The organism is Cryobacterium sp. LW097 (assembly GCF_002205495.2).
Taxonomy (GTDB): Bacteria; Actinomycetota; Actinomycetes; order Actinomycetales; family Microbacteriaceae; genus Cryobacterium; species Cryobacterium zongtaii.
Map to the genome: position 1 here is coordinate 2749460 of NZ_CP021992.1, position 26455 is coordinate 2775914.

The window sequence follows — 26455 nt, forward strand, 5'->3', positions numbered from 1 at the left end:
CAAGTGTGTCAGTTGATTGATACAGCGCCGTGCCGGCCGAGTCGACGGACGCTGAGGCGACTTGCTTTTGCATGCGAACGCACTGGTAAGGTTAGGCAACCCTTACGACCGCGCCGGACTGGACCTCTGCGCACGGCCGACGGGTGCGGCATCACAGCTGCCGCCGGTCCGTCCCTGACCCCTGCATCACGATCACGAGGAAAACCATGCCCCGCGCATCCACTCTCATTGCCTTCTCGGCCGCCGCCGTACTCACCCTGGGCCTGGCCGGCTGCTCCACCTCCCCCGCCGCTGACACCGCCGAGGCCGCATCCGGCGACTTCACGCCGGTCACCATCGAGCACGCCTTCGGCGAGACCGTCATCGAGGCCAAGCCCGAGCGCGTCGCCACCGTCAACTGGGCCAACCAAGAGGTGCCGCTGGCCCTCGGCGTGGTGCCGGTGGGCATGGCCGCCGCCACCTGGGGCGACGACGACACCGACGGCATGCTGCCCTGGGTGAAGGAGAAGCTCGACGAGCTTGATGCAGAGACCCCCGTGCTGTTCGACGAAACCGACGGGATCGACTTCGAAGCCGTCGCCGACACCAAGCCCGACGTGATCCTGGCCGCGTACTCCGGCCTCACCCAGGAGGACTACGACACCCTCACCGCCATCGCACCTGTCGTGGCCTACCCGGAGACCGCCTGGGGCACCTCCTGGCGCGACATGATCTCGCAGAACGCCGCCGGCATGGGCATGGCCACCGAGGGCGACGACCTCATCGCCGAACTCGAGACCGAGATTGCCGCCACCGCAGCGAAGTACCCGTCGCTCGAGGGCAAGACCGCGATGTTCCTCACCCACGTGGACGAGGCCGACCTCAGCGAGGTCAGCTTCTACACCACCCACGACACCCGCACGATGTTCTTCGACGACCTCGGTATGGAGAGCGCACCGAGCATCATCGAGGCCTCCGACGCCACCGATAAGTACTCCCTCACCGTGAGCGCCGAGCAGTCGGATGCATTCAGCGACGTGGACCTCATCGTCACCTACGGCGGCACCGACCTGGTCGCCACCCTCGAGGGTGACCCGCTGCTGTCGCAGATTCCCGCGGTGGCCAACAAGTCCATCGTGAACCTCTCCGGCGACGGCCCCATGGGCACCGCCGCGAACCCCACCCCGCTGTCGATCTCGTACATCCTCGACGACTACGCCGCCCTGCTCGCCGCGGCGGCCGACAACGCTAAGTGACCTCGACAACCACTGCTTCATCAGCCGCTTCGAGCGTCGCCACCGTGCGACGCCCGAAGCGGCTGCGGTCGTTGTGGTTGCTCGCCGCGCTCGGGGTACTCGCCCTGCTGATGCTGGCCTCGATCACCATCGGCTCCCGCGCGGTGGGCTGGGACGACATCCTCGCCGCGCTCGGCGGCGCCACCGACGGCTTCGACCGGGCCGCGGTGGCCACCCGCATCCCCCGCACCCTGCTGGCCGTGGTCGCCGGGGCCGCCCTGGGCATGTCCGGCGCGGTGATGCAGGGCGTGACCCGCAACCCGCTGGCCGACCCGGGCATCCTGGGCGTGAACGTGGGCGCGGCACTGGCCGTGGTCAGCGGCATGGCCTACTTCGGCCTCACCTCCGCCTCGTCGATGATTTGGGTCGCGATCGTCGGCGCCGGCATCACCGCCGTGTTCGTCTATACGATCGGGTCGCTCGGCCGCGGCGGCTCCACCCCGCTCAAACTGGCACTGGCGGGTGCGGCCACCTCCGCGGCGCTGGCCTCATGCGTCACCGCCGTGGTTCTGCCCCGCACCGACATCGCCGGCGGGGTGCGGTCCTGGCAGATCGGCGGCGTCGGCGGCGCCACGATGGAGAGCATCCGCCAGGTGGCACCGTTTCTCCTAGTGGGCTTCGTGCTCTGCTTCCTTTCCGCCCGGGCGCTGAACTCGCTCGCGCTCGGCGACGACCTCGCCGCGGGGCTGGGCGAACGCGTGGCCGTGGCCCGCGCCGCCGCCGCGCTTGGCGCCGTCGTGCTGTGCGGCTCGATCACGGCCGTGGCCGGGCCGATCGGTTTCGTCGGCCTCGTCGTGCCGCACGCCTGCCGGCTGCTGGTGGGCGTTGACCACCGCTGGCTGCTGCCGTTCTCCGCGGTGCTCGGCGCCGCGCTGCTCACCGGCGCCGACGTGCTCGGCCGCATCGTGGCGCGGCCCAGCGAGATCGACGTTGGCATCATCACCGCCCTGATCGGCGCCCCGTTCTTCATCTACATCGTGCGCCGACGCAAGGTGCGTGAGCTGTGAGCGCCGCCGTTGCCGTGAAGCCGCTGTCGACAGCGGATGCGGTGGCCCGCAGCCGCGCGCGCCGCGGCATCCGTCGTCGCCGGGTGATCACCGTGCTGGCGTTGGCTATCGCCGTCGGCTACCTCGTCAGCCTCATGGTCGGCCAAACCATCTACTCCCCCGCCGAGGTGCTCGCCGTGATGCTCGGTCAGGACGTTCCCGGCGCCGGTTTCACCGTGGGCCGGCTGCGGCTGCCGCGGGCGACCCTGGCCGTGCTGGCCGGGCTGTGTTTCGGGCTGGGTGGCGTGACCTTCCAGACCATGCTGCGCAACCCCCTGGCCAGCCCCGACATCATCGGTATCAGCTCGGGCGCCAGCGCCGCGGCCGCGTTCGCGATCATCGTGCTGGGGCTGGGTTCGACCGCGGTGTCGGTGGTCGCGATCGTGTGTGGGCTGGCCGTGGCGCTGGCCGTCTACGCGCTCGCGTACAAGGGCGGCGTGGCCGGCACCCGGCTGATTTTGATCGGTATCGGTGTGGCCGCGATGCTCGACAGTATGACCGCGTACGTGCTCTCCCAGGCCGCCGAGTGGGACCTGCAGGTGGCCATGCGCTGGCTCACCGGCAGCCTGAACGGCAGCACCTGGGCGCAGACCCTGCCGGTGTTGGCCGCGCTGGTGGTGCTCGCGCCGGTATTGCTCGGGCAGTCCCGCAACCTGTCGATGAGCCAGCTCGGTGACGACACCGCATCCGCTCTGGGGGTGCGGGTGGAGCGGTCTCGGGTGATTCTGATCGTCGCCGCGGTGGGACTGATCGCGTTCGCGACCGCGGCGGCCGGGCCGATCGCGTTCGTGGCGTTCCTGGCCGGGCCGATCGCGTCTCGGATCGTGGGGCCGGGCGTCTCGCTGCTCGTGCCGGCCGCTCTGGTGGGCGCACTGCTCGTGCTGGTGGGCGACTTCGCCGGTCAGTACGCGTTCGGCACCCGGTTCCCGGTGGGCGTCGTCACCGGCGTGCTCGGGGCGCCGTACCTGATCTACCTCATCATCCGCACCAACCGCGCCGGAGGCTCCCTGTGACACTTATTCATACCCTCACGGTGGAGAACCTCACCCTCGGCTACGGCGACCGCACCGTGATCGACGGCCTCGACCTGGTCGTGCCGACCGGCCGGATCACCGCGATCGTCGGCGCGAACGCCTGCGGCAAGTCCACCCTGCTGCGCTCGATGTCGCGGCTGCTCGTGCCGCGGGGTGGCCAGGTGCTGCTCGACGGCACCCAGGTGCACCGGATGCCCGCCAAGGAGCTGGCCCGCACGATGGGGCTGCTGCCCCAGTCGCCGATCGCGCCCGAGGGCATCACCGTGGCCGACCTGGTCGGCCGGGGCCGCAACCCCTACCAACGGATGTTCTCCCGCTGGAGCGCTCTCGATGACGAGGCCGTCGCCGCTGCGCTGGATGCCACCGACACCGCGTCGTTGGCCGACCGGTCCGTCGACGAACTCTCCGGCGGGCAGCGCCAGCGGGTGTGGATCGCGATGGCGCTGGCCCAGCAGACCGACCTGCTGTTGCTCGACGAGCCGACGACGTTCCTCGACGTGAGCCACCAGGTGGAGGTGCTCGACCTGCTCACCGACCTCAACCGGGCCCGCGGCACCACCATCGTGATGGTGCTGCACGACCTCAACCTCGCCGCCCGGTACGCCGACCACCTCATCGCCCTGGCGGATGGCCGGGTGCACGCGGTGGGCGAGCCGCACGAGGTGCTCACCGAGGAGACCGTGCAGGCGGTCTTCGGGCTGTCGAGCCGGGTGCTGGTCGACCCGACGTCGGGCCGCCCGATGATGCTGCCGATCGGGCGGCACAACGTGGTGGTGCCGGTCTAGCGCTCGTCTCGGGGTCGAGCTCGTCGAGGCCACGGTCGGCCCAAGGTATGCGGGTCACGCGCCGCTATGCGGGTGGCGCGCCACGCGCATAGCGGCGCCGTGCCCGCATAACGCGAATCGGGCATCCGTTGGGCCGGCCCAGCCAGCGCCGGAAACCCGGCCTCACCCCGCTTACACGTCGAAGACGCCGACCAGGACCAATCCAAAACCACCCCCATTTCGGGGCCTGACCAGCATTGATGGCGCGAGGTGACTGTTAGCTGGATGTATGCTGTGAGTTGGTCCAATGCTCTGATTGGGCCCAAAAACTATCGATTGGGCGAACAACTTGACTCTCACCGACACGGCCATTCCTGCCGTCAAGAGAACCACCAGCAGGATCGGTTGGGTCGCTCTGGGCCTTACTGTTCTCGGCTTCATCCTCGCCGTAATTCCTGGCGTCTCGGCGTTCGCCTGGGTGGTCATCCTTCCGGCCTTCATCGTGTCGATCGTGGCCGTCGCGAAGAAAAACACGGCCAAGGCAGTCCCGGTAATTTCGTTGATCGTGAGCGTTCTGGCCGGCATCCTCGCGATCGTTGTGACGATTGTCACAGCCGTCGCCGTTGTCGCGGGTGCAGCCTCCGTTGTCGCTGACGACTCAACCGCGACCATCGATGAGGCCATCGCTGGCATCGGACAGGTTGTCACGACTGAGAATGGCGTCGACTTTACCGTCGACGCCGTGACATGCGCGCTGCCGACCTACACGTCGACGTTCGGCAGTGACGAAACGGCCCTAGGCCAGTACTGTGAAGTCAAATTCACCATCGTCAACAGTGGTGAGAAGGAAGCGATTGTCTTCCCCAACTACGTCGGCGGCCTCGTGGGCACAACGGAATTCGCCGCCGATACCATGCTCTCCACCTTCGCTGATGGTTCGATGAGCGTCGAACTCAATCCCGGCCTGTCCACGGCCGGAGTCGCCATCCTTGATATCCCGGTCGACCAAGCCCTGGAAGCAGTCACCTTCACCGATGGACTTTTCAGTAGTGACATTGCGGTCTCGGTCAAATAACTCCACCTTCTGAGGAAGTGTCCTGCTAAGCATGCTTGCAGGGCACTTCTTCTCTTTAAACCGTGTCGATCGTGGTGCGAGGCGAGATGCATCCCGTGCACGTCGAAGTCGAAGGCCGGAGCCCTCGAGCCACAATCGTCGCCGGCGAACGGACCCGGGCTTCCCTCATTCGCGCCCTGTATGCTCACTCCCTGGCCGCGCCGCCACTCGGGCGTGCGAGCCGGTCGATAAGAGCGAGGTATGGCACGTGAGAATCCCCCAGTCCCGAGGTCCGGTGAGCGCCGCCCTGCTTGAACTCCTGAAAACTTCTCCTGCTGCGTCCGAGACTGACCTCGCCACAACGCTGCGCGAGCTCACCGCCGCAGCCCTGGGCGAAACCGCCGACATTCTGCAGGATGATGACCTGCAGACCGCCCTGTTCCTGGCCTACGAGCTGCGCTACAGCGGCCTGCGCGGCGTCGACGACGACTGGGAATGGCACCCCGAGGTGCTCGCGCTGTGTGCCGGCATCGAACTCGAGTTTGAGAAGGCCCTGCGCGAACGCGCCCCGATGCCCGAGCTGCCCGCACCCGGCGTGGAGAGTGTCGCCGCCGCCCTGTTCGAGCTCACCGGGTCAGACACCGGGCCGAGCGTCTCGCGGTACATGGCGAAGAAGGCCACCGACGAGCAGGCGCACGAGTTCCTCATCCTGCGCTCGATCTACCAGCTCAAGGAGGCCGACCCGCACAGCTGGGCGATCCCGCGCCTGCGCAGCCGGGCCAAGGCCGCGCTGGTCGAGATTCAGGCCGACGAGTACGGCGGCGGCCGGTTCGACCGCATGCACTCTGAGCTGTTCGCCCGCACGATGCGCGGCGTGGGCCTGGACGCCACCAACGGTCACTACGTCGACGTGGTGCCGGCGATCACGCTGGCCTCCAGCAACATGATGACGATGTTCGGCTCCCACCGCCGGCTGCGCGGCGCCATCGCCGGGCACCTCGCCGCGTTCGAGATGACCTCGTCCCAGCCCAACCGGCTTTACGGCAACGGTTTCCGCCGGCTCGGCTACGACAAGGACGTCACCTTCTACTTCGACGAGCACGTCGAAGCAGATGCTGTGCACGAGCAGATCGCGGCCCGCGACCTGGCCGGTTCCCTGGCCACCGACGAAACCGAGCTGCTCGAAGACGTGTTTTTCGGGGCGGCGTCCGGCATCTTCGTGGACGGCCTGGCCGGCACCCAGCAGCTCGACGCCTGGACCGCCGGCACGTCGGCGCTGCGCGTTGCGGACACCGCGAGCCTGCCGGCATGACCGAGCCCGACGAGCAGCCCGCCCAGCGGTGGGACGACCAGTGGGCCGATCAGCCCGCTGCCGGTGCGGACGAGCCCGTGAGCATCACCGCGTACCCGAATGGTCCGCTGCTGGTGCGCGGCACCTTCGAGATCCTCACCGCGTCGGGCGAGGTGATCCCGCCGCGGCGCAAGACCGTGGCGCTGTGCCGCTGCGGGGTGTCGACGCTCAAGCCCTTCTGCGACGGCAGCCACAAGGCGATCGGGTTCAAGACCGAGCAGGAACCGCCGGCTCCGCAGCCGCCACTGTCCGCCTAGTCGGCCGATCGTCGGCTCGGCCGATCGTCTGATCGCCTGCTCGTCGGTCGAGCCTGTCGAGACCTCCTGAGGGGCGCGCCAGCCGCCGCAGCCCTCGACACAACGGCATTGTTCTACTAACATTGCAAACATGTTGTTTCGTGTGGATCCGGCCTCGATGGTCTCGCTTGCCGAGCAGCTCGCCGTGCAGGTGCGAGCCGGCGTCGCCGACGGCACGCTCGCGCCGGGCACCCGGCTGCCGCCGGCCCGGGAGCTCGCCAGCGCGCTCGACATCAACATGCACACGGTGCTGCGCGCCTACGCCCAGCTGCGCGACGACGGGATCCTCGAGATGCGCCAGGGCCGTGGCGCCTCTGTGCGAGCGGATGCGGGCGCCGGCACCGTGCGCCTCGTCGAACTCGCCGACGCGCTGCTCGCCGAGGCGCGCAAAATGGGGGTCGCCCTGCCCGACGTCCTCACCCTGATCCAGACGAGAGGCTGAGCCATGCCCACCCGAACCATCCCCGAGGCCACACCCGCGCTCACCCCGCACGCCACCGGGCGAGAACGGTTCGCCGCCGCCACGCTCTGGCTGCCGGTGGTCGCCATCTCGTTGACGGCCACGCTCTGGTACGACCGGCTGCCGGCCGTGCTGCCCAAGCAGTGGAACGGCGCGGAGATCACCTCGACCGCCGGCACCGAGGTCATGATCGGCATCACGGGCACCATCGCGCTCCTCGCCGCTCTGGCGGGGCTGGTCGCCCTTTCCGACGCCGCGGCCGACATCCGTCGTGGCCTGGTGCTCGCGGCCGGCTGCGCCGCGGGTCTGGCCGCCGGCGTCTGGTTGGTGGTCGCCGGCCTAGTCATCGCCACCGGCTCAGCCGAACCGGAGGCGGGCGCCTGGCCGCTGTTCGCGGTGCTGGCCCTCGGCTACGGGCTGATCCCCTTCGCGCTGTCACCGCGCCGCCCGCACCGCCGCGAGCTGGCGGCAACCGCCGGCCCGACTTCGGTCCCGCTGGGCGCCACCGAGTCCGGCGCCTGGTTCACCACCGTGACCGTGCCGATGTTCCTCTGGCTGGCCGGCGGGCTGGCACTCGGCGCGGTCGGACTGACAGTCTTCAGCATCCTCGAGGACGGCGCCGGCACGGGCGGGGTCCTCACGTTGCTGCTGGCGGCCGGCATCTGCCTCACCTTCGCCCGACTGCGAGTCAGCGTGGACCGTCGGGGGCTGCGAGTGGTCTCGAGCCTGTTGCGGCTGCCGATCAAGCAGATCGCGCTCGACCAGGTCGCTTCGGCGCGCGCCGAGACCATCCGCCCGCTCGAGTGGGGCGGCTGGGGTTACCGGGTCCTCCCCGGCCGCTCGGCCGTGGTGCTCACGAGCGGCCCCGGCATCGTCGTCGAGCGACACAACGGCACCCTGTTCGCCGTGACCGTGCCCGACCCCGAGCTGCCGGCCGCGCTGCTGACCACCCTCGCAGCGCGCTGACCACGTCTGCGTTCTCATTTGCGGACTTCCCGCCGTCGCAGCGCCCACGAAGGGGGGATGCCCGCAATTGAGTGACGGCGGTGCCGCAACCCGCACGGCTCGGGCACCGTCATCCGTCAAGAGTGAGAGCGACTCACTGGTACGTTCAAGGTATGTGTCGCCGCCGCCACCAGGTGCTGCTCCGACACGATCCAAAGAAAGCAGTCAGATGGTCGCAGTCGGGGAACGATCCACGTTGAACAGAGCCGGTCACAGGATGACCACGTTCGGATCCGCGCTGCTGGACCGACCCGCTGGAGTGCTGGAGGGCACTCGGTGGCTCTTCACCTGGTTGGCGCTACTGTCGGTGGTGTTCAGCCTGCCCGGCATCATCCCCAACGTCACCGCAAGCCGGCTGGACCTACTGCTGGCATCCGTGTCCACAGTTGCACTGATCAGCTCGTGGATATACAGCCTGATGCGGCAGCGGGTGCCGTTCGCCCTCGAGGTTCTCGATGCCCTCGCTCTCACGGCGTTCGCCCTGGCCGGGCCGGTGCCTCTGGCGGCAGCCCCGGTCTTTTTCGCCGCCGCCTGGCTGCGCACCCTCTACGGCACGTCGTGGCGGTCCGCGATTCGCGGCGCGCTCTACACGGTTGCGGTGCTCACCATCACGGTGCTCTGGCCGCTGACGCCTGGGCACCCCACCGCCCCCGACATGGCTCGCCAGGCCGCCACTATCTCCATCATGCTGCTCATCATCCTGGTAGCGGAACAGCTGCGCACCGTGCTGCAGGCCAACGACTGGGCCATCGAACGCGACAAGGCACTCACCGAGACCGGCTCCAGGCTGCTCGGCATGACCGACGCCAACGCCATCCGCCTTCTCTCCTGGACCACCGCCGGCGAGCTCGGTGCCACCACCCCCGGGTTACGGGTGGTCAAGGTCGTGCGCCACGAGGAGCTGTTGCTGGTCGGAGCCCACACCGGAGACTTCATCGTGCCGCCGCCAACGTCATTTCCCGGCGACGTGCTGCGGACCATCGGGACCAACGGCGACGCGCAAATCATGCGTACCGGCCCGCTCGACGATGCGGCAGGCCTGCCTTTGCTCTGGGAGTGCGTGTCGCTCACCGAGCAGGAGGAGGACGCGTGGCTGCTCGTCGGGGCGCCGAAGCGGATTCCCGAGGGCACCATTCTGTCGGTGCGCAGCCTGGTGAACCAGGTGAACCTGGCACTGCGCAATAGCCGCTCGCACCATCAGCTCACCGCGCAGGCGCAGCACGACACCCTCACCGGACTCGACAACCGGCTCTCCTTCACCTCCCAGCTCGGTGCCCTCCTCGCTCGCACCGACACCACCGAGGGTCTGCACGTGTTGTTCCTCGACCTTGACGACTTCAAGGACGTCAACGACCACATGGGGCACCGTGCCGGCGACGCCGTGCTCACCGAGGTGGCCGAGCGGCTGCGGAACTGCACTCGGCCGCAGGACATCTGCTCCCGGCTGGGCGGAGACGAGTTCGCGGTGGTGCTCACCGGCACCACGATTGCCGCCGCCAAGGCGATTGCGCAACGCATGGTGGGGTCGCTGGCCGCGCCCATCATCGTGGACGGACGGCCCTGCCGGGTGGGCGCCAGCGTGGGGGTGGCCACGGCCGCTCCCGGCGCCAACCTCGATGAGCTCGTACACCAGGCCGACGTGGCCATGTACGCCGCCAAGGCCCACGGCAAGGGCCAGGTACAGCTGTTCCAGCCGGGCCTTCTGCAGAATGAGTCCGCGTTGGTGTCGTTCGAGCGGCAGCTGGGCCGGGCCGCCGGTGGCGGCCAGCTCGAGGTGCACTACCAGCCGATCGTGTCCCTGCCCGAGTTGCACTGCACCGGAGCCGAGGCACTCGTGCGGTGGCGGCATCCGGAGCGGGGCATGCTGATGCCGTGCGACTTCATCCCGCTGGCCGAAACTTCCGGTGCCATCCTGGGCATCGGCGCGTTTGTGTTGCGGCGCTCCTGCACGGATGCCGTGACCTGGCCGGAGGTCCGGCCGGGCGTGCCGATGACGGTGAACGTGAACATCTCCGCGCGGGAGCTCGAGAGCGATCACTTCGTGGACTCCGTGCTCTGGTGCCTGGCCGACAGCGGGCTGCCCGCCCAACGTCTGGTGCTCGAACTCACCGAGACTGTGGTGCTGGAGTCGATCGCGGCGGTAGACCGGCTGAAGGCCCTCGCCGCCCACGGCATCCGCGTGGCGATCGACGACTTCGGTACCGGGTACTCGTCCCTGGCGACGCTGCGGTCGCTGCCGATCTCGGTGGTCAAGCTCGACGCGAGTTTTGTGTCCGGTGCGCTGAGCAACTCGGTGGACCGCACGGTGGTGGAGGCCATCGTGCAGATGAGCGCGAAGCTGGGCATCGACACCATCGCCGAGGGTGTGGAGCGGTTGGACCAGCAGGAGCTGCTGGCGCAGATCGGCACCGACGCGGTGCAGGGGCACCTGTATTGCTCGGCTGTGCCGCTGGCCGAGCTGCGTGAGTGGCTGGCCCGCACCGGCACTCCCCCGCTGGTGGAGCCCGTCGCGCCCGCCGAGACCCCGTAAGCCAACCTCAAGGCGCGCCCACCCGTTGGTCGAGCTTGTCGAGACCCCACAAGCCGAGGCTGTGGCCCGCAGATCCGGTCACCAGGTCTCGACACGCTCGACCGACGAGACATCCGCTAGCTGCTGGGCAGCACCTCGTAGCTGGACTGGGTGAAGCCCGCGCCGAGCTCGCGGGAGCCCACGTGCCGCAGGTGCACGTCGCCGTCGAGCGGGCCGAACAGCGGGATGCCCGTGCCGAGCAGCACCGGGGCGCGCGTGATGGTGATTTCGCGGATCAGCCCGGCCCGCAGAAAGCTCTGGATGGTGCGGCCACCGTCGACGTATACCCGGCGGCGGCCCTCTGCGACGAGGGTGGCGATCACGTCGTCGAGCGTGGCGTGTGCGGTGGTGTCCGGCTCGTCCTCGGCGTCGAAGCTGCGCAGCAGGGTGCGGCTGAGCACGAGCACCCGCTTGCCGGTATAGGGCCAGTCGACGAAGCCGCGCACGGTGTCGAAGGTGGCACGGCCTACGACGAGGGCGTCGACGCTGGCGAAGAACTCGTCGTAGCCGGTCTCGCCCAGGGCGTCCCCGGCGGCGACGAGCCAGTCGAAGTCGCCGTTCTCGCGGGCGATGAAGCCGTCGAGGCTGGTGCCCACGAACACGCAGCCGATCAGGGGCGGGACGGCGCCGCCCGACTCAGAGGTGGGGGTCATGCCAGCACGGTAGCAGTGGCCGCCGACACAGGCGAGGGGTGCGGCTGCTGCCGGTCCACCCGCAAACCATTCGAACGCATCCTGCTTTCGTCGACGCTTCGGCACACGGTACGGTCAGCATATGGATCGGACGCACCACATGTCGCACGGGGGTGACCTGCAGCCGGAATTCCTGGACGACGAGCACCCGCAGGCGATGGGCGACTCCGAGGCCGCCCAGGGTGCCCGGAACCTGGGCTTCCGCAACCGCCGGCTGAAGCTGGCCGCGATCGGCGTGCTGATAGTGCCCACCGGTCTGGTCGTGCACTTCTTGACCGAGGGCATCGTCGGCGATTTCGTCGGCGACGCGCTCTATGCGGTCCTGGTGTACCTGATCGTGTCGATTATCGCGGTCCGTACGCCCAGCCGGCAGGTGGCGGCCGTCGCGATCCTGATCTGCGTGGCCGTGGAGCTCTTACAGCTCACCGGCGTGCCCAGCAGCCTCGCCGAGCTCTTCGCGCCGGTGCGGTACCTGCTCGGCACCACGTTCAACGCCCTCGACCTGGTCGCCTACGTCGTCGGTGTGCTCGCGGCCACGGCCGTGAGCACCTGGCGGAAGCCGGACTGACGCCGGCCGAGTATCCGTTAGCGGCCGGGCTCACGCCGACCTGACCATCCGATGTCGGCCGGACTGACGCCGCATTCGCGGTTTCGCGCCGCCTCAGCCGGCCAGCAGGGCCTGCGCCGCGAGCAGCACTCCGCCCACCGAGCCCGCGCACAGCGCCGTCGTTCCTGTGGCGGCCCAGAACACCCGGCGCACCCGGGCCCGACGCACCTGCCCGTCGAGCGCCGCGAATCGGGTCATCACATCCGCCGGGGCCGGGGTCGGATGCTGGCGCCAAGTGGCCGGGCTGTCCAGGATCACCACGGCCTCGGCGATCTCGTCCTCGCTGAGCACCGGCTGCAGCTTGAGCAGCCACCGGCGCAGGGAGCGGGCATCGAGCACTTTCACCTGCACGGGTTTGTCGCGGAAGGTGATCTGCTTGGGGTCGACGAGAGCGATCACCGGTTGCACCGGCGCGACCAGCGGCATCCGCTCACGCAGCACCGTGGTGACCCGTTCGGCCTCGTGCTCGGCGGCGGGCAGGTAGGCCTTCTTGTGGCCGGAGACGGTGACGGTGCGGGTGCCCACCCAGATGTGTTTGCCGCAGTGGTGTTTGGTGTTGATGGTGAAGATGCCGCCGGGGCCCACCAGGATGTGGTCGATGTCGGTGTCGTTCTTGCCGATCGGCACGGCGTGGAAAGCAGTCCAGTCGGGGGGCAGGGTGGCGAGCATCTTGCCGACCGTGATCTCGCCCTGCGCGCCGAGGTACCAGCTCACGCTCTCGGGGCAGAGCGGCGACTGGCCGAACAGTCGGGCCACCCTGGTGCGCGGCGGCACCGCGGATTGGCGGGACAGGAGGTGTTCGATGACCAGCTGAGCAGCGATGCGGTTGCGCATCGCGGGTGGGTGCAGGGTCACGTTGCTCCTTCGGACGCGCCCGGACGCGGCTGCGCCAGGGAGACCGCGTGGGCGGGGCGGTCGCGCCGGGACCACCACACGGATGTGCGCCGCTTCGGGGCGTGCAGACCATCCAGGGAGCGGTGCGGGCGGGGCACCCACCACGTTCGGTGGTTCGAGGTTAGCGACCGGACAGGCCCCGGCGGCACCCCCATTGTGGGTGGCGGCGCACAGCGGATGAGCGTGCGCCCGGCCCGCCGCGCGGCAAACCCGCGCCGGCGCGCACAACTGTTGCCCGTGCGGACATCTGCGTCCGGCGCACCGGGTGCAGAAGTCCGTTTCGGCAACAGTTGGCCCGGTGCAGCGGCGAGCGCCGGCGAGCGGCGAGCGCGGCATCCGGCAAAATGGCAGGAACACCGAGGAGACCCCATGGCCACCGCCACCGCCGCGACACCGACCATCAGCGCCCGCGCCTGGGTCGTGCTCGCCCTCGGCGTTGCCGCACAGACGGCGGGCACCGTCTTCGTCAGCGCCCCCGCCTTCCTCATCCCCCTGCTGCACACCGAGCGGGGCCTCTCCCTGGCCCAGGCCGGGCTGCTCGCCGCGATCCCCACCTTCGGCATGGTGCTCACCCTCATCCTCTGGGGCGCCCTGGCCGACCGCATCGGCGAGAAATGGGTCATCACCGGCGGCCTGATCCTCACCGCCCTCGCGGCCGGCGGCGCGATCCTCGCCGACGGATACCTCGCGCTGGGCGTGTTCCTGCTGCTGGGCGGCATGGCGTCGGCGAGCACCAACTCCGCCAGCGGACGCATCGTGGTGGGCTGGTTCCCCAAGCACAAGCGCGGCCTGGCCATGGGCATCCGGCAGATGTCGCAGCCGCTGGGCGTGACGGTCGCGGCCGTGACCATCCCGGTGATCGCTGCGGATGCCGGGGTGGGCGCGGCCCTGTTCGTGCCGTTCGCGCTCACCGCGGTGCTGGCCGTGGCGTGCGCGATCGGCCTGGCCAACCCGCCCCGGCCGGCCCCGCGCGCCGGCACCCCGTCCGTGCGAGCCGGCAACCCGTACCGGTCCAGCGGGTTCCTCTGGCGGATCCACGCGGCATCCGTTCTGCTGGTGGTGCCGCAGTTCACCATCTCGACATTCGGGTTGGTCTGGCTGGTCAGCGACCAGGGTTGGGATGCCCTCGCCGCGGGCGTGCTGGTGGGCGCCGCGCAGTTCGTGGGCGCGATCGGGCGCATCGTGATCGGCGTGGTCAGCGACAGGGTCGGCAGCCGGGTGCGACCGCTGCGCTGGGTGGCGGTGAGTGTGGCGAGCGTGCTGCTGGTGCTGGCCGCGGTGGATGCCGCGCACTGGGGCGCCGCCGCCGTGGTGTTCGTGCTCGCGACCACCTGCACCGTGGCGCCGAACGGACTGGCGTTCACATCGGTGGCGGAGATGGCCGGACCGGGCTGGTCGGGCAAGGCCCTCGGAGTGCAGAACACCGGCCAGTTCGTCGCCGCGTCCCTGGTCGGACCGCTGATGGGCGCCCTGATCGGGGTGGTCGGCTACCCGCTGACGTTCGCGGTGGCGGCGGTCTTCCCGGCACTGGCGGTGCCCGTCGTGCCCCGCGCGCACGCCGAGCACGACCACCTGTAGCGCCCGCCTCGCACCGGCACCCGCGACGTGCCGGAAGGTGCCCATTCAGCGGGCCGGAAGGGGCAGTATGCGGCAACTCGGCCGGCAACCGACGACGGGGATACTTCGCCCTGTGTGGCAGTGAGTTCCGGGCGGGCCACAAAGCCGGGGGCTTGAACCGGCCGACGAGGTCTGCTTGCATGGTGCAACCAGTCCCGAGCCGTCGGCGCCGCGGGCAGTTCCCCAGAGAAGGGCACGGCCGTGATCGGATTTCACGCATCCCACGAGCAAATCGACCCGCGCGCACTGCTGGCCGCGGTGAAACATGCCGAAGAGGTGGGCTTCACCGCGGCGATGTGCTCGGATCACATCGCGCCGTGGAGCGTGCGGCAGGGCCAGTCCGGTTTCGCCTGGTCGTGGTTGGGCGCAGCCCTGGAAGCGACCGACCTGCCGTTCGGGGTGGTGAACGCCCCCGGGCAGCGGTATCACCCGGCCGTGATCGCGCAGGCGATCGGCACGCTCGGCCAGATGTACCCCGGCCGGTTCTGGGCAGCGCTGGGCTCGGGCGAGAACGTGAACGAGCACATCACCGGCGAACACTGGCCGCGTAAGGACCTGCGCAATGCCCGCCTGGAGGAGTGCGTAAAGGTGATGCGGGCTCTGCTGAACGGCGAGGAGGTCAGCCTGGATCACCACGTCAGCGTCGACAGGGCCCGGGTGTGGAGCCGGCCGGACACCCCGCCGCCGCTGGTGGCCGCGGCCGTGTCGGCGGAGACCGCCGGCTGGGCGGCCTCCTGGGCCGACGGCTTGGTCACCGTGGCCCAGCCGCCCGAAAAACTCCGGCGGGTGCTGGATGCGTACGAGCAGGCCGGCGGCACCGGCCGACGGGCCCTGCAAATTCACCTGAGCTGGGCGAGCACCGACGCAGAAGCCCTCGCCATCGCGCACGACCAGTGGCGCACCAACGCCTTCGACCCACCCGTGCCGTGGGACATCGACACCCCGGAGAACTTCGACGAGATCTCCAAGCACGTCGCCGCGGAGGATCTGCGGGCATCCGTACTGATCAACAGCGACCTGGGTTGGCACGCCGACAAGCTGGCCGAGCTGGCCGGCCTGGGTTTCGATGACATCTACCTGCACCACGTGGGCCGGAAGCAACAGAGATTCCTGGATGCGTTCGGCGAACGGGTGCTGCCCCAACTCACCAGTGCGCTCACGGCGAAGGCGGTGGGGGCATGAGGATCTCGGACACCAGCGACCGCTGGTGGAAGAACGCGGTGATCTACTGCCTCGACGTCGAACGCTACCTCGACAGCAACGACGACGGCTGCGGCGATATGCGCGGCCTGGCCCAGCGCATCGACTATCTCGCCGAGCTCGGCATCACCTGCCTGTGGCTGATGCCGCTCAACTCCAGCCCAGGCCGGGACGACGGCTACGACATCACCGATTTCTACGCGATCGATTCGCGGCTGGGCAACTTCGGCGAATTCGTCGAGGTCATCCGCACCGCCCGCGACCGCGGCATCCGGGTGGTGATGGACCTGGTGATCAACCACACGTCCGACCAGCATCCGTGGTTCCTCGCTTCCCGCTCGAGCACGGAGTCGCCGTACCGGGATTACTACGTGTGGCGCGACGACCCGCCTACCAAGGACCAGCCCTCCGCGTTCCCGAATGATGCGAAGAGCATCTGGGAGTTCGACAAGAAGACCAAGCAGTATTACCTGCACAACTTCTATAAGCACCAGCCCGACCTCAACATCGCGCACCCTCCGGTGCGCGACGAGATCGCCCGCATCGTGGGTTTTTGGACCGAGCTGGGCGTGTCCGGCTTCCGGGTGGATGCGGTGCCGTTCCTTATCGAGGCCAAGTCCGAGGCCGGCGGCGAGGACTCCGACGCGGACGCCTCGGACGAACCGCTGCCCGACCCGCACGACTACCTCGCCGATATCTCCGGGTTCCTCGCCCGGCGAAACAGCGAGGCCATGTTGCTCGGCGAGGTGAATCTCAGCCACAAGGAGCAGCTCGCCTACTTCGGTGCGGGCGAGCGGCGGGAACTGCAGATGCAGTTCGACTTCGTCGTGATGCAGAGCATTTACTTGTCGATGGTGCGGGAGGACTCCCGGCCGCTGGCCACAGCGCTGGCCGACCGGCCGGAGCTACCCGCCGACTGCCAGTGGGGCAATTTCGTGCGCAATCACGACGAGCTCACCCTCGACAAGCTCGGCGACGCCGAGCGGCAGGAGGTGTTCGACGCGTTCGCACCCGACCCCGACATGCGGCTGTACGACCGGGGAATCCGGCGCCGGCTGCCGACGATGCTGGGCGGCGATGCGCGGCGCATCCGTATGGCGTACAGCCTGATGTTCTCGCTGCCGGGCGCGCCGGTGCTGTTCTACGGTGAGGAGATCGGCATGGGTGAGAACCTGGCGGTGAAAGACCGGTACGCGGTGCGCACACCGATGCAATGGACCGACGGGCCCAACGCCGGGTTCTCGCGAGCGCCCGCCGATCAGCTCGTGACGCCGGTTGTCACCGGAGCGTTCGGCCCGGAGTGGGTGAACGCCGCCGCTCAACGCCGCGACCCGGACTCGCTCGCGCACTTCATGCGCACCCTGATTCAGGCTTACCGCAACTCCCCCGAGATCGGCTGGGGCGACCTGACCATCCTCAAGCACGGCGACGACCGGGTGTTCGCCCACTTTGTGCGGGCGGACATCGGCTCGATGCTGGCGGTGCACAACTTCGCGAACGCACCCGTGGAGCTCGCCCTCACGCTGCCCGACGTCGCTCCGGGTTCCCGGCTGGTGGACATGCTGCACAACGGCGTCACGCCAATCGACGACGGCGAGGTAACGCTGCGACTCGACCCGTACGGGTACCGGTGGTTGCGCATCACCAGCGACGCCGACACTCGACTCGGCTGACCCGCGCCCGGTCGTGTGGTCGAATAGAACCGATGCATACTCCCCCAGCCCCGCCCGCCCGCACCGTCATCGCCCCCGACAACGTGCAGATCGCCACCTACGAGTTCGGCGACCCCGATGCTCCCACCGTGCTCGCGGTGCACGGCTTCGCGTCCAGCGCGCTGGCCAACTTCCACGCGACCGGCTGGATCCGCGACCTGGTGCGCGAGGGCTACCACGTGATCGCGATCGACCAGCGCGGCCACGGGCAGAGCGACAAGCCGCACTCCGCCGACGCGTACTCGATGGACCTGCTCGTCACCGACGTGCTCACCGTGCTCGACACCTTCATGCTCGACGAGGTCGACTACGTCGGCTACTCGCTCGGCGCCCGGGTCGGCTGGCACGCCGCCCGCTTCATGCCCACCCGCATCGACCGCGCCGTGTTCGGCGGCATCCCCGACGGCGACCCGCTCACCCGGTTCCGGGTCGACCAGGCGCGGGCTCTGGTGCGCGACGGCGTGCCGGTGACGGATGAACTCACCGCCGCCTACCTGAAGATGGCCGGCGCCATCCGCGACAACGACCTCGAAGCGCTCATCGCGCTGGTCGAGGGGATGCGCGACGGCCCCCAGCCGCACGCGGCTAATGCGCCCGAGCAGCGGGTGCTCTTCGCCACCGGCAGTGAGGACCGCATCCTGGAGGCGTCCCGCGCCCTGGCCGAGGCGACCCCGCGGGCCGCGTTCTTCGAGATCCCCGGCCGCAACCACTTCAATGCGCCGACCTCCCGGGCGTTCCGGGATGCCGCGATCGAGTTCCTGGGGCTGCCCGGCTCCGACTGAGCGCGCCTGCACACGGGCGCGACCATCCCGCCGGTCGAGCCTGTCGAGACCCCACGAGCCAACCCTGTCGACGCAACCACGACACACACGCCCCTCACCAGGTCTCGACAAGCTCGACCAACGACCGAGCGCGACGGCAGCCGGCTAACTCGGCTTGACGGCCTTGATGATGGCACCGTGCATCTGCGGGGCTACCTCGTGGGTGAAGTCCACGCTGATGTCGGTGAAGCCAGCCGCCGCCAGCGCCCCACGGTACTCCGCGTCGGACAGCGCCCCGGCGATGCACCCCGCGTAGGAGCCGCGCTCGATGCGTTCGCTCTCGCTGAGCTGGTTCTCGGCGACCACATCGGAGAGCCCGAGCCGGCCGCCGGGCGTGAGCACCCGGAACATCTCGCCCACGACGGCATTCTTGTCGGCCGAGAGGTTGATCACACAATTGGAGATGATCACGTTGACCGCCGCATCCGCCAGCGGGATCTCTTCGATGAAACCCTTGAGGAACTCGACGTTCGTGGCGCCGGCCTTAGCGGCGTTCGCGCGGGCCAGGGCCAGCATCTCGTCGGTCATGTCGAGGCCGTAGGCGAACCCCGTAGGGCCCACCCGGCGGGCGGAGAGCAGCACGTCGATGCCACCGCCGGAGCCGAGGTCGAGCACCGTCTCGCCTTCGCGCAGGTCGGCCACCGCGGTCGGGTTGCCACAGCCGATGCTGGCCAGCATCGCCTCGTCGGGCACCTCGGTGGACTCCGCGCCGGTGTACATCACCGAGCCGAAAACGGCGCTGGTCTCCAGCGGCGTGCCGCAGCAGGAGCCGCTGCTGCTCACATCGGTGACCTGCAGGGCCTGCGCGGCGTAGCGCTCTCGTACCTGCTCGGTGATAGCGGACTTCTCGGTCGCGGTCTTCTCGGTCATACGTGGTCCCATCCCTGGTCGATATAGACGGATGTCGATATAGTCAGTATGGAGGGAGGATCGACGTGCGTCAATCCGACCGCGCCGCAGCGTGCCGGGCGCGGGCGCCAGCTGACACCGCCGCGCAACTGTTACCGGTGCGGACAATTGCACCCGGTGCGCCGGTAACAATTGTCCGCACGGGGCACAGTTGAGCCGGATGCGCGCCGCCGGCGCCGCTCACCGGCTATGGCATCCGAGCAGCCATGGCCGGCTCCGCTTGGGCGGCAGCGGCATGGGCCGCGCCAGCAATGCGGGCGGCGTACGCGGTCGCCGCGGCCGAGACCGGCGTGCCCGGTGCGGTGAGCGGCGAGGTCTCCGGCGCCAGGGCGGTCGGCCGCAGCGGCAGCACTCCGGCCCAGACGGAGCGGTCCTCGCCGTCGTCGGGCTCCTCGGAGGCGCCGTGCGCGCGCACCTTCACGCTGACCTCGTCCAGCGGCAGGCGCAGCACGAGCGTGGCGGCCAGTTCGCGTTTTGTCATCGGGCGCACCTCGGCCGTGCGGCCGGGCATCAGGTGTTCGGAGACGATGCGCATCGCCTCGGTCTTCTCGGCCGGGTCGGCGACGATCGTGGCCGTGCCGAACACCACGGCACTGCGGTAGTTCATCGAGCTGTCGAACAGGGACCGGGCGTACACGAGGCCGTCGAGGTGGGTCACCGTGACCGAGATCGGGCCGCCGGATGCCATCATTCGGAAGATTCCGCTGCCGGTGGAGCCGTGCAGATAGATGGCATCGCCGCCGCGGCCGAAACCCATCGGCAGCACCAGCGGCAGGCCGGCGCGCACGATCGCCACGTGGGCGACCAGGGCGTCGTCCAGGATGCGGTACAGCTCGGCGCGGTCGGTGCGCTGGCGCTCGGGGGAACGGGTGACGCGGGTGCGGTCGGTGATAGGCAGGTCCGCCGAAGGCACGTCTGGCGCCGGCAACGTGACGTCGGGCCGGGCTCCCGGCAGCGCGACGGCGGCGAGGCCCGCAGGTGACGATTCGGTTTTCAAGTCTTCGTGGGGCTGGCTGGTGTGGGGCATGCTACTAGGATCGGGGACACAGTGGATCAACGACAGAGCCACCTATCGCGCCGACGAGTAGACCAGTTGGCGCCGCGGCGCCCCGGAGCACCACAAGAACAAGGACCGATCATGAACGCACACGAGCTGCCGATCCTGCTCGACCGCGGGGCCACGCTCCCCCTCGCGGCGCAGCTGGCCACGGCCCTCCGGCGGGCCATCCTCGACGGAACGCTGCGCCACGATGAGGCCCTACCCTCGACGCGCGCCCTCGCCGCCTCGGTGCGGGTGTCGCGCGGCACCGTCGTCGCCGCGTACGACCAGCTCGCCGGCGAGGGCTACCTGTTGGCCCGACCCGGCTCGGCGACCCGGGTGATGGTGGAGCGACCCCCAACCGGGACCCCATCGCCAAAACCTCCGGCGACCCCACCGGCCGGCCTACCCAGCGCGCGGCCGCTCCTCGACCTGACCCCCGGGCATCCGTCGACCCGCACCCTCGTCGACCCGGCCTGGACCGCCGCCTGGCGCGCCGCCGTGTCGGCGTCCGGCCGCAGTGACTCACCGCCCGCGAACGGCACCCTCGAGCTGCGCACCGCGATCGCGGAGCACGTGCGGCGAACCCGCGGCCTAGCCTGCCAGCCGGCTGACGTGATCGTCACGGCCGGCACCAGCGACGCCCTCGCCGGCATCGGACTCGCTCTCGCGACCCCCGCGGATGCCGCTCCGGCCGACCCACCCAGGTTCACCCCACACATCGCCGTCGAGGACCCGGGCTACCCCACCGCCCGGCGGGTGCTGCGCCGGGTGGGCGCCCTCATCCGGCCGGTGCACACCGACGAGAACGGCATCAACCTGGCCGAGCTCGCCGCCCTCGCGCCGAGGCCGCACGCGGTGCTGGTGACCCCGAGCCACCAGTACCCCCTGGGCAGCAGCCTCTCGGTGCAGGGTCGCCTCGATCTGCTCGACTGGGCGCGGGCCACGGATGCCGTGATCATCGAGGACGACTACGACAGCGAGTTCCGTTTCGACGCGATGCCGCTGCCCGCCCTCGCCACCCTCGACGGGTCGGGCCGAGTCGCGCTGGTCGGCAGCTTCTCCAAGACCGTCACCCCGTGGATCCGCTGCGGCTACATCGTGGCCACCGGGCCCCTCGGTGCGGCGCTGCGCCAGGTGCGGGACGACCTCGGCCCGTCGGTCTCCGGGGTGCAGCAGGCGGCCCTCGCCCGCTACCTCGACAGCGGCGGCCTGGCCCGCAATGTCACCCGGGTGCGCCGCGAGTACGCCCACCGCCGCGCCCTGGTGATCGGCAGGCTCGGCGCGCTGCCCGGCGTGCGGCTGACCGGCCTCGACGGCGGGCTGCATGTGGTGGTGCACACCGGGGCGGATGCATCCACTCTCGTCACGCAGGCCGCCGCGCGCGGGGTGCGGGTCGCGTCGCTGGCCGACTACGCGGTTCTAGCCCGAGGGCAGCACGGCCTGGTGCTCGGCTACGGCACCCCGACGGATCTCGAGCTGGGGAGGGCGCTCGACGTGCTCGTGGGGCTCCTCACCGCGCCGACCGCGAGTTGATGTGCGGACTTCCCGCCTTCGTCAGCGCAACGAAGGGGGAAGTCCGCAACTGAGTGGTGCGGCCACGAGGAACTCAGCCCCGAGCGAGGCTCCTGGCCGTGCGCCCTGCGAACACGGTCTTGAACGACACCCTGTTCGTGTACTCGATGGACCCGTACCGAAACAGCCGCACCGCGAGCTGCAGCACGACAGCGCTGAGGAGGAACAGCTCCGTGATGACGATGGCCGCTTCCCAGCCCGCGAGGGAGCCGAACGCGTTGCGGAGCATCGCGGTGATCGGCGCCGAATAGGGGAAGTAGGTGAACACCTGCACGACGGCGCTGTGCGGATCCGACAGCACCAGCGATACCGAGTAGAGCGGCACGATCATCAGGATGATCAGCGCGGTGAACCAGCCGCCGGCATCCTTCGCGTTGGGCATCACCGCCCCGATCGCGACCGCGGTGCCCGTGAACAGGGCGAACCCGCCCAGGGCCAGCAGCGCGCCGACGATCATCTGGCCGGGATCAAAGGTAAAACTGGCGAGATCCACCTCCGGCAGGTTCAACGACGTGCGGAAGAACAGGTAACCGACCGCCACCGGCACGAGGAATACCAGCACTTGCACGAAGCCGACGATGAAGACCGAGATGATCTTCCCGCTGATCAGGGCGGTGGGGTTCAGGGTGGTGAGGATCATCTCCGTGACCCGGTTCTCCTTCTCTTCCAGGGTGCTGGTGAGCATCTGGTTGGAGAGCAGGGTGAAGGTCAGGAAGAACATCGCCAGGAAGATCAGCGGCGGGATCACGCCCATGAACCCGGCCGCTTCCTCCCCGTCTGTGTAGGTGGTGGAGGTCACCGACACGTCGCCCTGCGCCATCGTTGTCAGCGCCGGATCCCCGATCTGGTCCTGGGCGCTGGTGATCAGCACCTGGGTCGCGACACCCTCATACTCGCCGTTGCCGAACAGGCCCTTGTCGATCCCGTACACCTGGGTCGGGGTCGTGGCCGGGTCCGCCGGGTACACAAAATGGGCGTCCTCCTCGCCCGCCTTCACGACGGCGATCGCGGATGCGTCATCCGTGACTGGCGTACCGCCCAAGGCTGCCGCCACGGCCGGGTCGACATAACCGGATGCGTCGCTGTAGGTGAAGGTGAGCTTCGCGTCTGACTGGGCATCGATGTCACTCATCGACGACGTGTTGCCCAGGGTCACCAGGCCCACCACGATGCCGATCGCAATCGGCACCAGCAGGGTGATGACCCAGAACTTCTTCTTGCCCAGGGTACGGCCCACTTCGAACCCGATGACCGTACGGAGATTGTGCTGACCCATCTCAGGCAACTGCCATTTCGTTCTGGTCGCCATAGACGCTGACGAAGATCTCCTCGAGCGAGAGCTTGCTCGTGGTGAAACTCCGGATCAGAACGCCGGCATCGACCAGGTCGCGCAAGATCAAGGCCTCATCGACGGTGCCGATGAGGGTGAGTTCGGCGTAGTTGCGGTCGCGGAGGCTGATCTCGTAGTGCCCAGATGCGGGTATCTCGCCGGAGTAGCCGACCCGGATCATCGTGCCGCCGTACTGGTTCTGCACCTCAGGGATTGTGCCGTAGGCCTCCGCCCGGCCGCCCTTCAACAGGATCACCCGGTCGCACAGCCGCTCGACTTCCTCCATCTGGTGAGTGACCATCAGCACCGTGGCACCGGCCTTCTTCTGGTCCTCGATGATGTCCATCAGCAGTCGCCGGTTCACCGGGTCGAACCCCTTCGTGGGCTCGTCCAGGATCAGCAGCTCCGGGTCGTTCATGATCGTGACACCGAGCTGAACCTTCTGCTGCTGACCGCCGGAGAGCTTGTCCACCCGGACCTTCGCCTTATCCCCCAGCCCCACCCTCTCGAGATAGTTCGTCGACCAGGCCACCGCGGCTTTCTTACTCAGACCCTTGAGCTGGCCGAAGTACGTCATCACGGCGAGAACGGATTCCTTCTTATAGAGTCCACGTTCTTCGGGGAGATAGCCGAGCCGGATGCCGGACTCCGGCGTGAACGGGCGCCCATCGATATGCAGGATGCCGGCAGTCGGGAGGTAGATGCCCAGCAGCGCCCGCAGCGTGGTGGTCTTGCCGGAGCCGTTGGACCCGAGGAACCCGAACGTCTCGCCGCGCTGCACATCGAAGGAGAGGTCCTCGATGACCGTGGTGCCGGCGAAATCCATCCGGAAATGGTCGATGTGAACCAGAGACTCTGCTGCAGACGTCATGCCAACACCCTAGCGCCGGGCTGGGCTCCTCCGCAGATAACCCCGCCTTGACCAGCAGATTTTTACCGAGCCGTGAGGACAGGCCGACCGGCGGGACACACCCACGTCACGGCGCCCACTCATTTGCGGACTTCCCGCCTTCGTCTCCGCAACGAAGGCGGGAAGTCCGCGAACGAACCGCCCAGGACCGACGATCCAGCAGCATCCGGGCCGGTCACAGCAGTTTCAGCTTGCCTTCAGCGGCATCGGCCAGACTGGCAGCGGCGGCCGTGCGGCCGACCTACTGACGAGGGGGCCGGATGCGCGTGCTGGTGGTGGAGGACGAGGTGCGGCTCGCGACCGGGCTCAAGCGCGGCCTCGAGGCCGAGGGCTTCGCGGTCGATATCGCCGGCACCGGTCCGGATGGGCTCTGGCTGGCCCGCGAGAACGAGTACGCGGTCATCCTGCTCGACATCATGCTGCCGGGCCAGAGCGGCTACAGGGTCTGCGAGACCCTGCGGGCCGAGCAGAACTGGACCCCGATCCTGATGCTCACCGCCAAGGACGGCGAGTGGGACCAGGTCGAGGCCCTCGACACCGGCGCCGACGACTACCTCACCAAACCGTTCTCCTCCGCCGTGCTGCTGGCCCGGATGCGCGCCCTGATCCGCCGCGGCACCAGCGCCAGGCCCACCGTGCTGCGCGCCGGCGACCTGCACCTCGACCCCGCCACCCGCCGGGTCAGCCGGGGCGACGCATCCGTTGACGTCACTGCCCGGGAATTCGCGGTGCTCGAATACCTCATGCGCAACCGGGGCACCGTCGTGAGCAAGCGTGACGTGCTCGACAACGTCTGGGACTTCGACTTCGAGGGTGACCCCAACATCGTGGAGGTGTACGTGCGGCACCTGCGCAACAAGGTGGACCGGCCGTTCGACCGGGCCGCGATCGAGACCCTGCGCGGTGCCGGCTACCGGTTGGCAGCCAACGGTGGCTAAGCGGGCCCGCGGCCGGTCGTTGCGCGGCCGGATCACCCTGGTGTCCACCGCGATCGTTGCCGCAACGCTGGTCGGCGGCGCGGTCGTGTTCGCGCTGGTGCTCCGCGGTGTGCTGCTGGACGAATTGCACACGGCCGTGGAACGCGACCTCGAGCAGATCGAGACCGAGCTCGACACCGGCAGCGGTCTGAGCGGCCTCGACGCCGACGATGACGACGTGCTCTTCCAGATCACCGACGGCTCCGGCACGCTCCTCGCCGCCAGCGAGGCGCTCGAGGGCCGGCAGCTGGGCATCGACGGCGACGACGACGCGCAGACCATCCGGGTACCAGACGAAGACACCGACTACCTGGTCGTGGCCGAAGACCACGACGACGCCACCGTCGTCGCCGGCCGCTCGCTGGAGAACGTCGACGAGGCCGTCGCCACGGTCGGCGTGCTGCTGGCCGGAGCTGTGCCGCTGCTGACCGGGATCGTCGCGCTGCTCACCTGGATCGTGGTGGGCCGGGCGCTGGCCCCTGTCGAACGGATGCGCCGGGAGGTCGACGCCGTCACCGCCACCAACCTCGAGCGCCGCATCAACGACCCCGGCCGCGACGACGAGATCGGCCGGCTCGCGCACACCATGAACAGCATGCTCGACAGGCTCGACACCTCCCAGCGCGCCCAACGGCAGTTCGTCTCGGATGCCTCGCACGAGCTCCGCTCCCCGCTCGCGTCGCTGCGCCAGTACGCCGAGGTGGCCCAGGCGCATCCCGACAGGGTCAACCTCGGCGACCTGTCCGAGGCCGTTCTCGACGAGGGCGACCGGCTGGAGCGGCTGGTGGCGGGGATGCTGCTGCTGGCGCGGGTGTCCGAGCGCAGTGCCACGACGACCGGCACGGCCGTGGACCTGGACGACCTGATGCTCGCCGAGGCCCGCCGGCTGCGCGACACCATGGCGCTCAGCATCGACAGCACCGGGGTGGGTGCGGCCCGGGTGCACGGTGACCAGAACCTGCTCGGCCAGGTGGTGCGGAACCTCGTCGACAACGCCGCCCAACACGCCTCCGGGCGGGTGAGCCTGTCGCTCGGCCTGGTCGACGGGCTGGCGCTGCTGACCGTGGAGGACGACGGCCACGGGGTGCCGCCCGGCGAGCGCGACCGCGTGTTCGAGCGCTTCGTGCGGCTGGACGAATCCCGGGCACGGGCATCCGGCGGCACCGGGCTGGGCCTGGCCATCGTTCGGGAGAGCGTGCAGGCGCATGGCGGCACCGTGCGCATCGTCGACAGCGCTCTGGGCGGCGCCCGGTTCGAGGTGCGCCTGCCCGCTGTTGCCGAGGCCTGACCTCGTTTCTGAAGCGGCCTTCAGCGGGCTT

General features: G+C 69.3%; 24 protein-coding genes. 18 read left to right on the top strand and 6 right to left on the bottom strand.

Annotated elements, in window-relative coordinates; genetic code table 11:
• Nucleotides 1-206: 206 nt before the first annotated feature.
• The 10 genes from B7495_RS12850 (at nucleotide 207) to B7495_RS12895 (ending at nucleotide 10814) form a co-directional block, all read left to right on the top strand.
• Nucleotides 207-1235: an iron-siderophore ABC transporter substrate-binding protein gene (locus B7495_RS12850; protein ID WP_088456924.1), complete on the top strand. Its 1029-nt coding sequence runs from the start codon at nucleotides 207-209 to the stop codon at nucleotides 1233-1235.
• Between the two features lie 44 nt (nucleotides 1236-1279).
• The gene (locus B7495_RS12855; protein WP_240632242.1) at nucleotides 1280-2281 is read left to right on the top strand and encodes an iron ABC transporter permease; all 1002 of its coding nucleotides are present in this window, start codon (nucleotides 1280-1282) and stop codon (nucleotides 2279-2281) included.
• Nucleotides 2278-3333: an iron chelate uptake ABC transporter family permease subunit gene (locus B7495_RS12860; protein WP_088456926.1), complete on the top strand. Its 1056-nt coding sequence runs from the start codon at nucleotides 2278-2280 to the stop codon at nucleotides 3331-3333. The genes B7495_RS12855 and B7495_RS12860 overlap by 4 nt, the downstream gene beginning before the upstream one ends.
• A complete protein-coding gene (locus tag B7495_RS12865; protein WP_088456927.1) occupies nucleotides 3330-4139 on the top strand; it encodes an ABC transporter ATP-binding protein in 810 nt (269 codons plus the stop codon). Before B7495_RS12860 ends, B7495_RS12865 begins: the two co-directional genes overlap by 4 nt.
• 328 nt (nucleotides 4140-4467) lie before the next feature.
• Entirely contained in the window at nucleotides 4468-5193 is a 726-nt protein-coding gene (locus tag B7495_RS12870; protein WP_088456928.1) for a hypothetical protein, read from the top strand.
• Nucleotides 5194-5440: 247 nt separating this feature from the next.
• The gene (locus B7495_RS12875) at nucleotides 5441-6484 is read left to right on the top strand and encodes an iron-containing redox enzyme family protein (RefSeq protein ID WP_240632243.1); all 1044 of its coding nucleotides are present in this window, start codon (nucleotides 5441-5443) and stop codon (nucleotides 6482-6484) included.
• A complete protein-coding gene (locus B7495_RS12880) occupies nucleotides 6481-6780 on the top strand; it encodes a CDGSH iron-sulfur domain-containing protein (protein WP_088456930.1) in 300 nt (99 codons plus the stop codon). The genes B7495_RS12875 and B7495_RS12880 overlap by 4 nt, the downstream gene beginning before the upstream one ends.
• A gap of 130 nt (nucleotides 6781-6910) precedes the next feature.
• Nucleotides 6911-7261, top strand: a complete 351-nt coding sequence (locus B7495_RS12885) for a GntR family transcriptional regulator (RefSeq protein ID WP_088456931.1) — start codon at nucleotides 6911-6913, stop codon at nucleotides 7259-7261.
• Between the two features lie 3 nt (nucleotides 7262-7264).
• Nucleotides 7265-8245 (top strand): hypothetical protein, encoded by a 981-nt coding sequence (locus B7495_RS12890; protein WP_088456932.1) that lies wholly within the window; start codon nucleotides 7265-7267, stop codon nucleotides 8243-8245.
• Between the two features lie 256 nt (nucleotides 8246-8501).
• A complete protein-coding gene (locus B7495_RS12895; protein WP_168195327.1) occupies nucleotides 8502-10814 on the top strand; it encodes a bifunctional diguanylate cyclase/phosphodiesterase in 2313 nt (770 codons plus the stop codon).
• A gap of 116 nt (nucleotides 10815-10930) precedes the next feature.
• Here the strand turns inward: B7495_RS12895 and B7495_RS12900 are convergent, their stop codons facing one another.
• Nucleotides 10931-11506 carry a dihydrofolate reductase family protein gene (locus tag B7495_RS12900; protein WP_088456934.1) on the bottom strand — a complete coding sequence of 192 codons (576 nt, stop codon included), beginning with the start codon at nucleotides 11504-11506 and terminating at the stop codon, nucleotides 10931-10933.
• Nucleotides 11507-11627: 121 nt separating this feature from the next.
• On the opposite strand from B7495_RS12900, the gene B7495_RS12905 reads away from it, so the two are divergent.
• Entirely contained in the window at nucleotides 11628-12113 is a 486-nt protein-coding gene (locus B7495_RS12905) for a DUF2809 domain-containing protein (protein ID WP_088456935.1), read from the top strand.
• Nucleotides 12114-12206: 93 nt separating this feature from the next.
• Here the strand turns inward: B7495_RS12905 and B7495_RS12910 are convergent, their stop codons facing one another.
• Entirely contained in the window at nucleotides 12207-13007 is an 801-nt protein-coding gene (locus B7495_RS12910) for a nuclease-related domain-containing protein (RefSeq protein WP_133159700.1), read from the bottom strand.
• 408 nt (nucleotides 13008-13415) lie between these two features.
• On the opposite strand from B7495_RS12910, the gene B7495_RS12915 reads away from it, so the two are divergent.
• The 4 genes from B7495_RS12915 (at nucleotide 13416) to B7495_RS12930 (ending at nucleotide 18357) form a co-directional block, all read left to right on the top strand.
• On the top strand, nucleotides 13416-14624 hold the full coding sequence (locus tag B7495_RS12915) for an MFS transporter (RefSeq protein ID WP_088456936.1): 1209 nt from the start codon (nucleotides 13416-13418) through the stop codon (nucleotides 14622-14624).
• Between the two features lie 240 nt (nucleotides 14625-14864).
• A complete protein-coding gene (locus B7495_RS12920) occupies nucleotides 14865-15845 on the top strand; it encodes a TIGR03885 family FMN-dependent LLM class oxidoreductase (RefSeq protein ID WP_088456937.1) in 981 nt (326 codons plus the stop codon).
• Nucleotides 15842-17536: an alpha-amylase family protein gene (locus B7495_RS12925; protein WP_088456938.1), complete on the top strand. Its 1695-nt coding sequence runs from the start codon at nucleotides 15842-15844 to the stop codon at nucleotides 17534-17536. The genes B7495_RS12920 and B7495_RS12925 overlap by 4 nt, the downstream gene beginning before the upstream one ends.
• A gap of 32 nt (nucleotides 17537-17568) precedes the next feature.
• Nucleotides 17569-18357: an alpha/beta fold hydrolase gene (locus tag B7495_RS12930; RefSeq protein WP_088456939.1), complete on the top strand. Its 789-nt coding sequence runs from the start codon at nucleotides 17569-17571 to the stop codon at nucleotides 18355-18357.
• 144 nt (nucleotides 18358-18501) lie between these two features.
• On the opposite strand, the gene arsM is transcribed toward B7495_RS12930, so the two are convergent.
• Entirely contained in the window at nucleotides 18502-19266 is a 765-nt protein-coding gene (gene arsM / locus B7495_RS12935; RefSeq protein ID WP_088456940.1) for an arsenite methyltransferase, read from the bottom strand.
• Nucleotides 19267-19492: 226 nt separating this feature from the next.
• A complete protein-coding gene (locus B7495_RS12940) occupies nucleotides 19493-20332 on the bottom strand; it encodes a pyridoxamine 5'-phosphate oxidase family protein (RefSeq protein ID WP_205748679.1) in 840 nt (279 codons plus the stop codon).
• Between the two features lie 111 nt (nucleotides 20333-20443).
• Here B7495_RS12940 and B7495_RS12945 point away from each other — a divergent pair, with 111 nt between their 5' ends.
• Complete coding sequence (locus B7495_RS12945; RefSeq protein ID WP_240632244.1) at nucleotides 20444-21880, top strand: PLP-dependent aminotransferase family protein; 1437 nt, start codon at nucleotides 20444-20446, stop codon at nucleotides 21878-21880.
• A 73-nt stretch (nucleotides 21881-21953) separates the two neighbouring features.
• Here the strand turns inward: B7495_RS12945 and B7495_RS12950 are convergent, their stop codons facing one another.
• On the bottom strand, nucleotides 21954-23195 hold the full coding sequence (locus B7495_RS12950; protein WP_088456941.1) for an ABC transporter permease: 1242 nt from the start codon (nucleotides 23193-23195) through the stop codon (nucleotides 21954-21956).
• Between the two features lies 1 nt (nucleotide 23196).
• On the bottom strand, nucleotides 23197-24120 hold the full coding sequence (locus B7495_RS12955; protein WP_240632245.1) for an ABC transporter ATP-binding protein: 924 nt from the start codon (nucleotides 24118-24120) through the stop codon (nucleotides 23197-23199).
• A 299-nt stretch (nucleotides 24121-24419) separates the two neighbouring features.
• Here B7495_RS12955 and B7495_RS12960 point away from each other — a divergent pair, with 299 nt between their 5' ends.
• Both B7495_RS12960 and B7495_RS12965 read left to right on the top strand, forming a co-directional pair.
• Nucleotides 24420-25097: a response regulator transcription factor gene (locus B7495_RS12960; protein WP_088456943.1), complete on the top strand. Its 678-nt coding sequence runs from the start codon at nucleotides 24420-24422 to the stop codon at nucleotides 25095-25097.
• Entirely contained in the window at nucleotides 25090-26424 is a 1335-nt protein-coding gene (locus B7495_RS12965; protein WP_240632246.1) for a cell wall metabolism sensor histidine kinase WalK, read from the top strand. Before B7495_RS12960 ends, B7495_RS12965 begins: the two co-directional genes overlap by 8 nt.
• Nucleotides 26425-26455: the final 31 nt, after the last annotated feature.

Coding starts and splice junctions, on each gene's coding strand:
- B7495_RS12945 (WP_240632244.1), top strand. CDS start 20,444: ATGAACGCACACGAGCTGCCGATCCTGCTCGACCGCGGGGCCACGCTC.
- B7495_RS12850 (WP_088456924.1), top strand. CDS start 207: ATGCCCCGCGCATCCACTCTCATTGCCTTCTCGGCCGCCGCCGTACTC.
- B7495_RS12930 (WP_088456939.1), top strand. CDS start 17,569: ATGCATACTCCCCCAGCCCCGCCCGCCCGCACCGTCATCGCCCCCGAC.
- B7495_RS12900 (WP_088456934.1), bottom strand. CDS start 11,506: ATGACCCCCACCTCTGAGTCGGGCGGCGCCGTCCCGCCCCTGATCGGC.
- B7495_RS12885 (WP_088456931.1), top strand. CDS start 6,911: ATGTTGTTTCGTGTGGATCCGGCCTCGATGGTCTCGCTTGCCGAGCAG.
- B7495_RS12950 (WP_088456941.1), bottom strand. CDS start 23,195: ATGGGTCAGCACAATCTCCGTACGGTCATCGGGTTCGAAGTGGGCCGT.
- B7495_RS12890 (WP_088456932.1), top strand. CDS start 7,265: ATGCCCACCCGAACCATCCCCGAGGCCACACCCGCGCTCACCCCGCAC.
- B7495_RS12880 (WP_088456930.1), top strand. CDS start 6,481: ATGACCGAGCCCGACGAGCAGCCCGCCCAGCGGTGGGACGACCAGTGG.
- B7495_RS12960 (WP_088456943.1), top strand. CDS start 24,420: ATGCGCGTGCTGGTGGTGGAGGACGAGGTGCGGCTCGCGACCGGGCTC.
- B7495_RS12925 (WP_088456938.1), top strand. CDS start 15,842: ATGAGGATCTCGGACACCAGCGACCGCTGGTGGAAGAACGCGGTGATC.
- B7495_RS12905 (WP_088456935.1), top strand. CDS start 11,628: ATGGATCGGACGCACCACATGTCGCACGGGGGTGACCTGCAGCCGGAA.
- B7495_RS12955 (WP_240632245.1), bottom strand. CDS start 24,120: ATGACGTCTGCAGCAGAGTCTCTGGTTCACATCGACCATTTCCGGATG.
- B7495_RS12915 (WP_088456936.1), top strand. CDS start 13,416: ATGGCCACCGCCACCGCCGCGACACCGACCATCAGCGCCCGCGCCTGG.
- B7495_RS12940 (WP_205748679.1), bottom strand. CDS start 20,332: ATGCCCCACACCAGCCAGCCCCACGAAGACTTGAAAACCGAATCGTCA.
- arsM (WP_088456940.1), bottom strand. CDS start 19,266: ATGACCGAGAAGACCGCGACCGAGAAGTCCGCTATCACCGAGCAGGTA.
- B7495_RS12895 (WP_168195327.1), top strand. CDS start 8,502: ATGACCACGTTCGGATCCGCGCTGCTGGACCGACCCGCTGGAGTGCTG.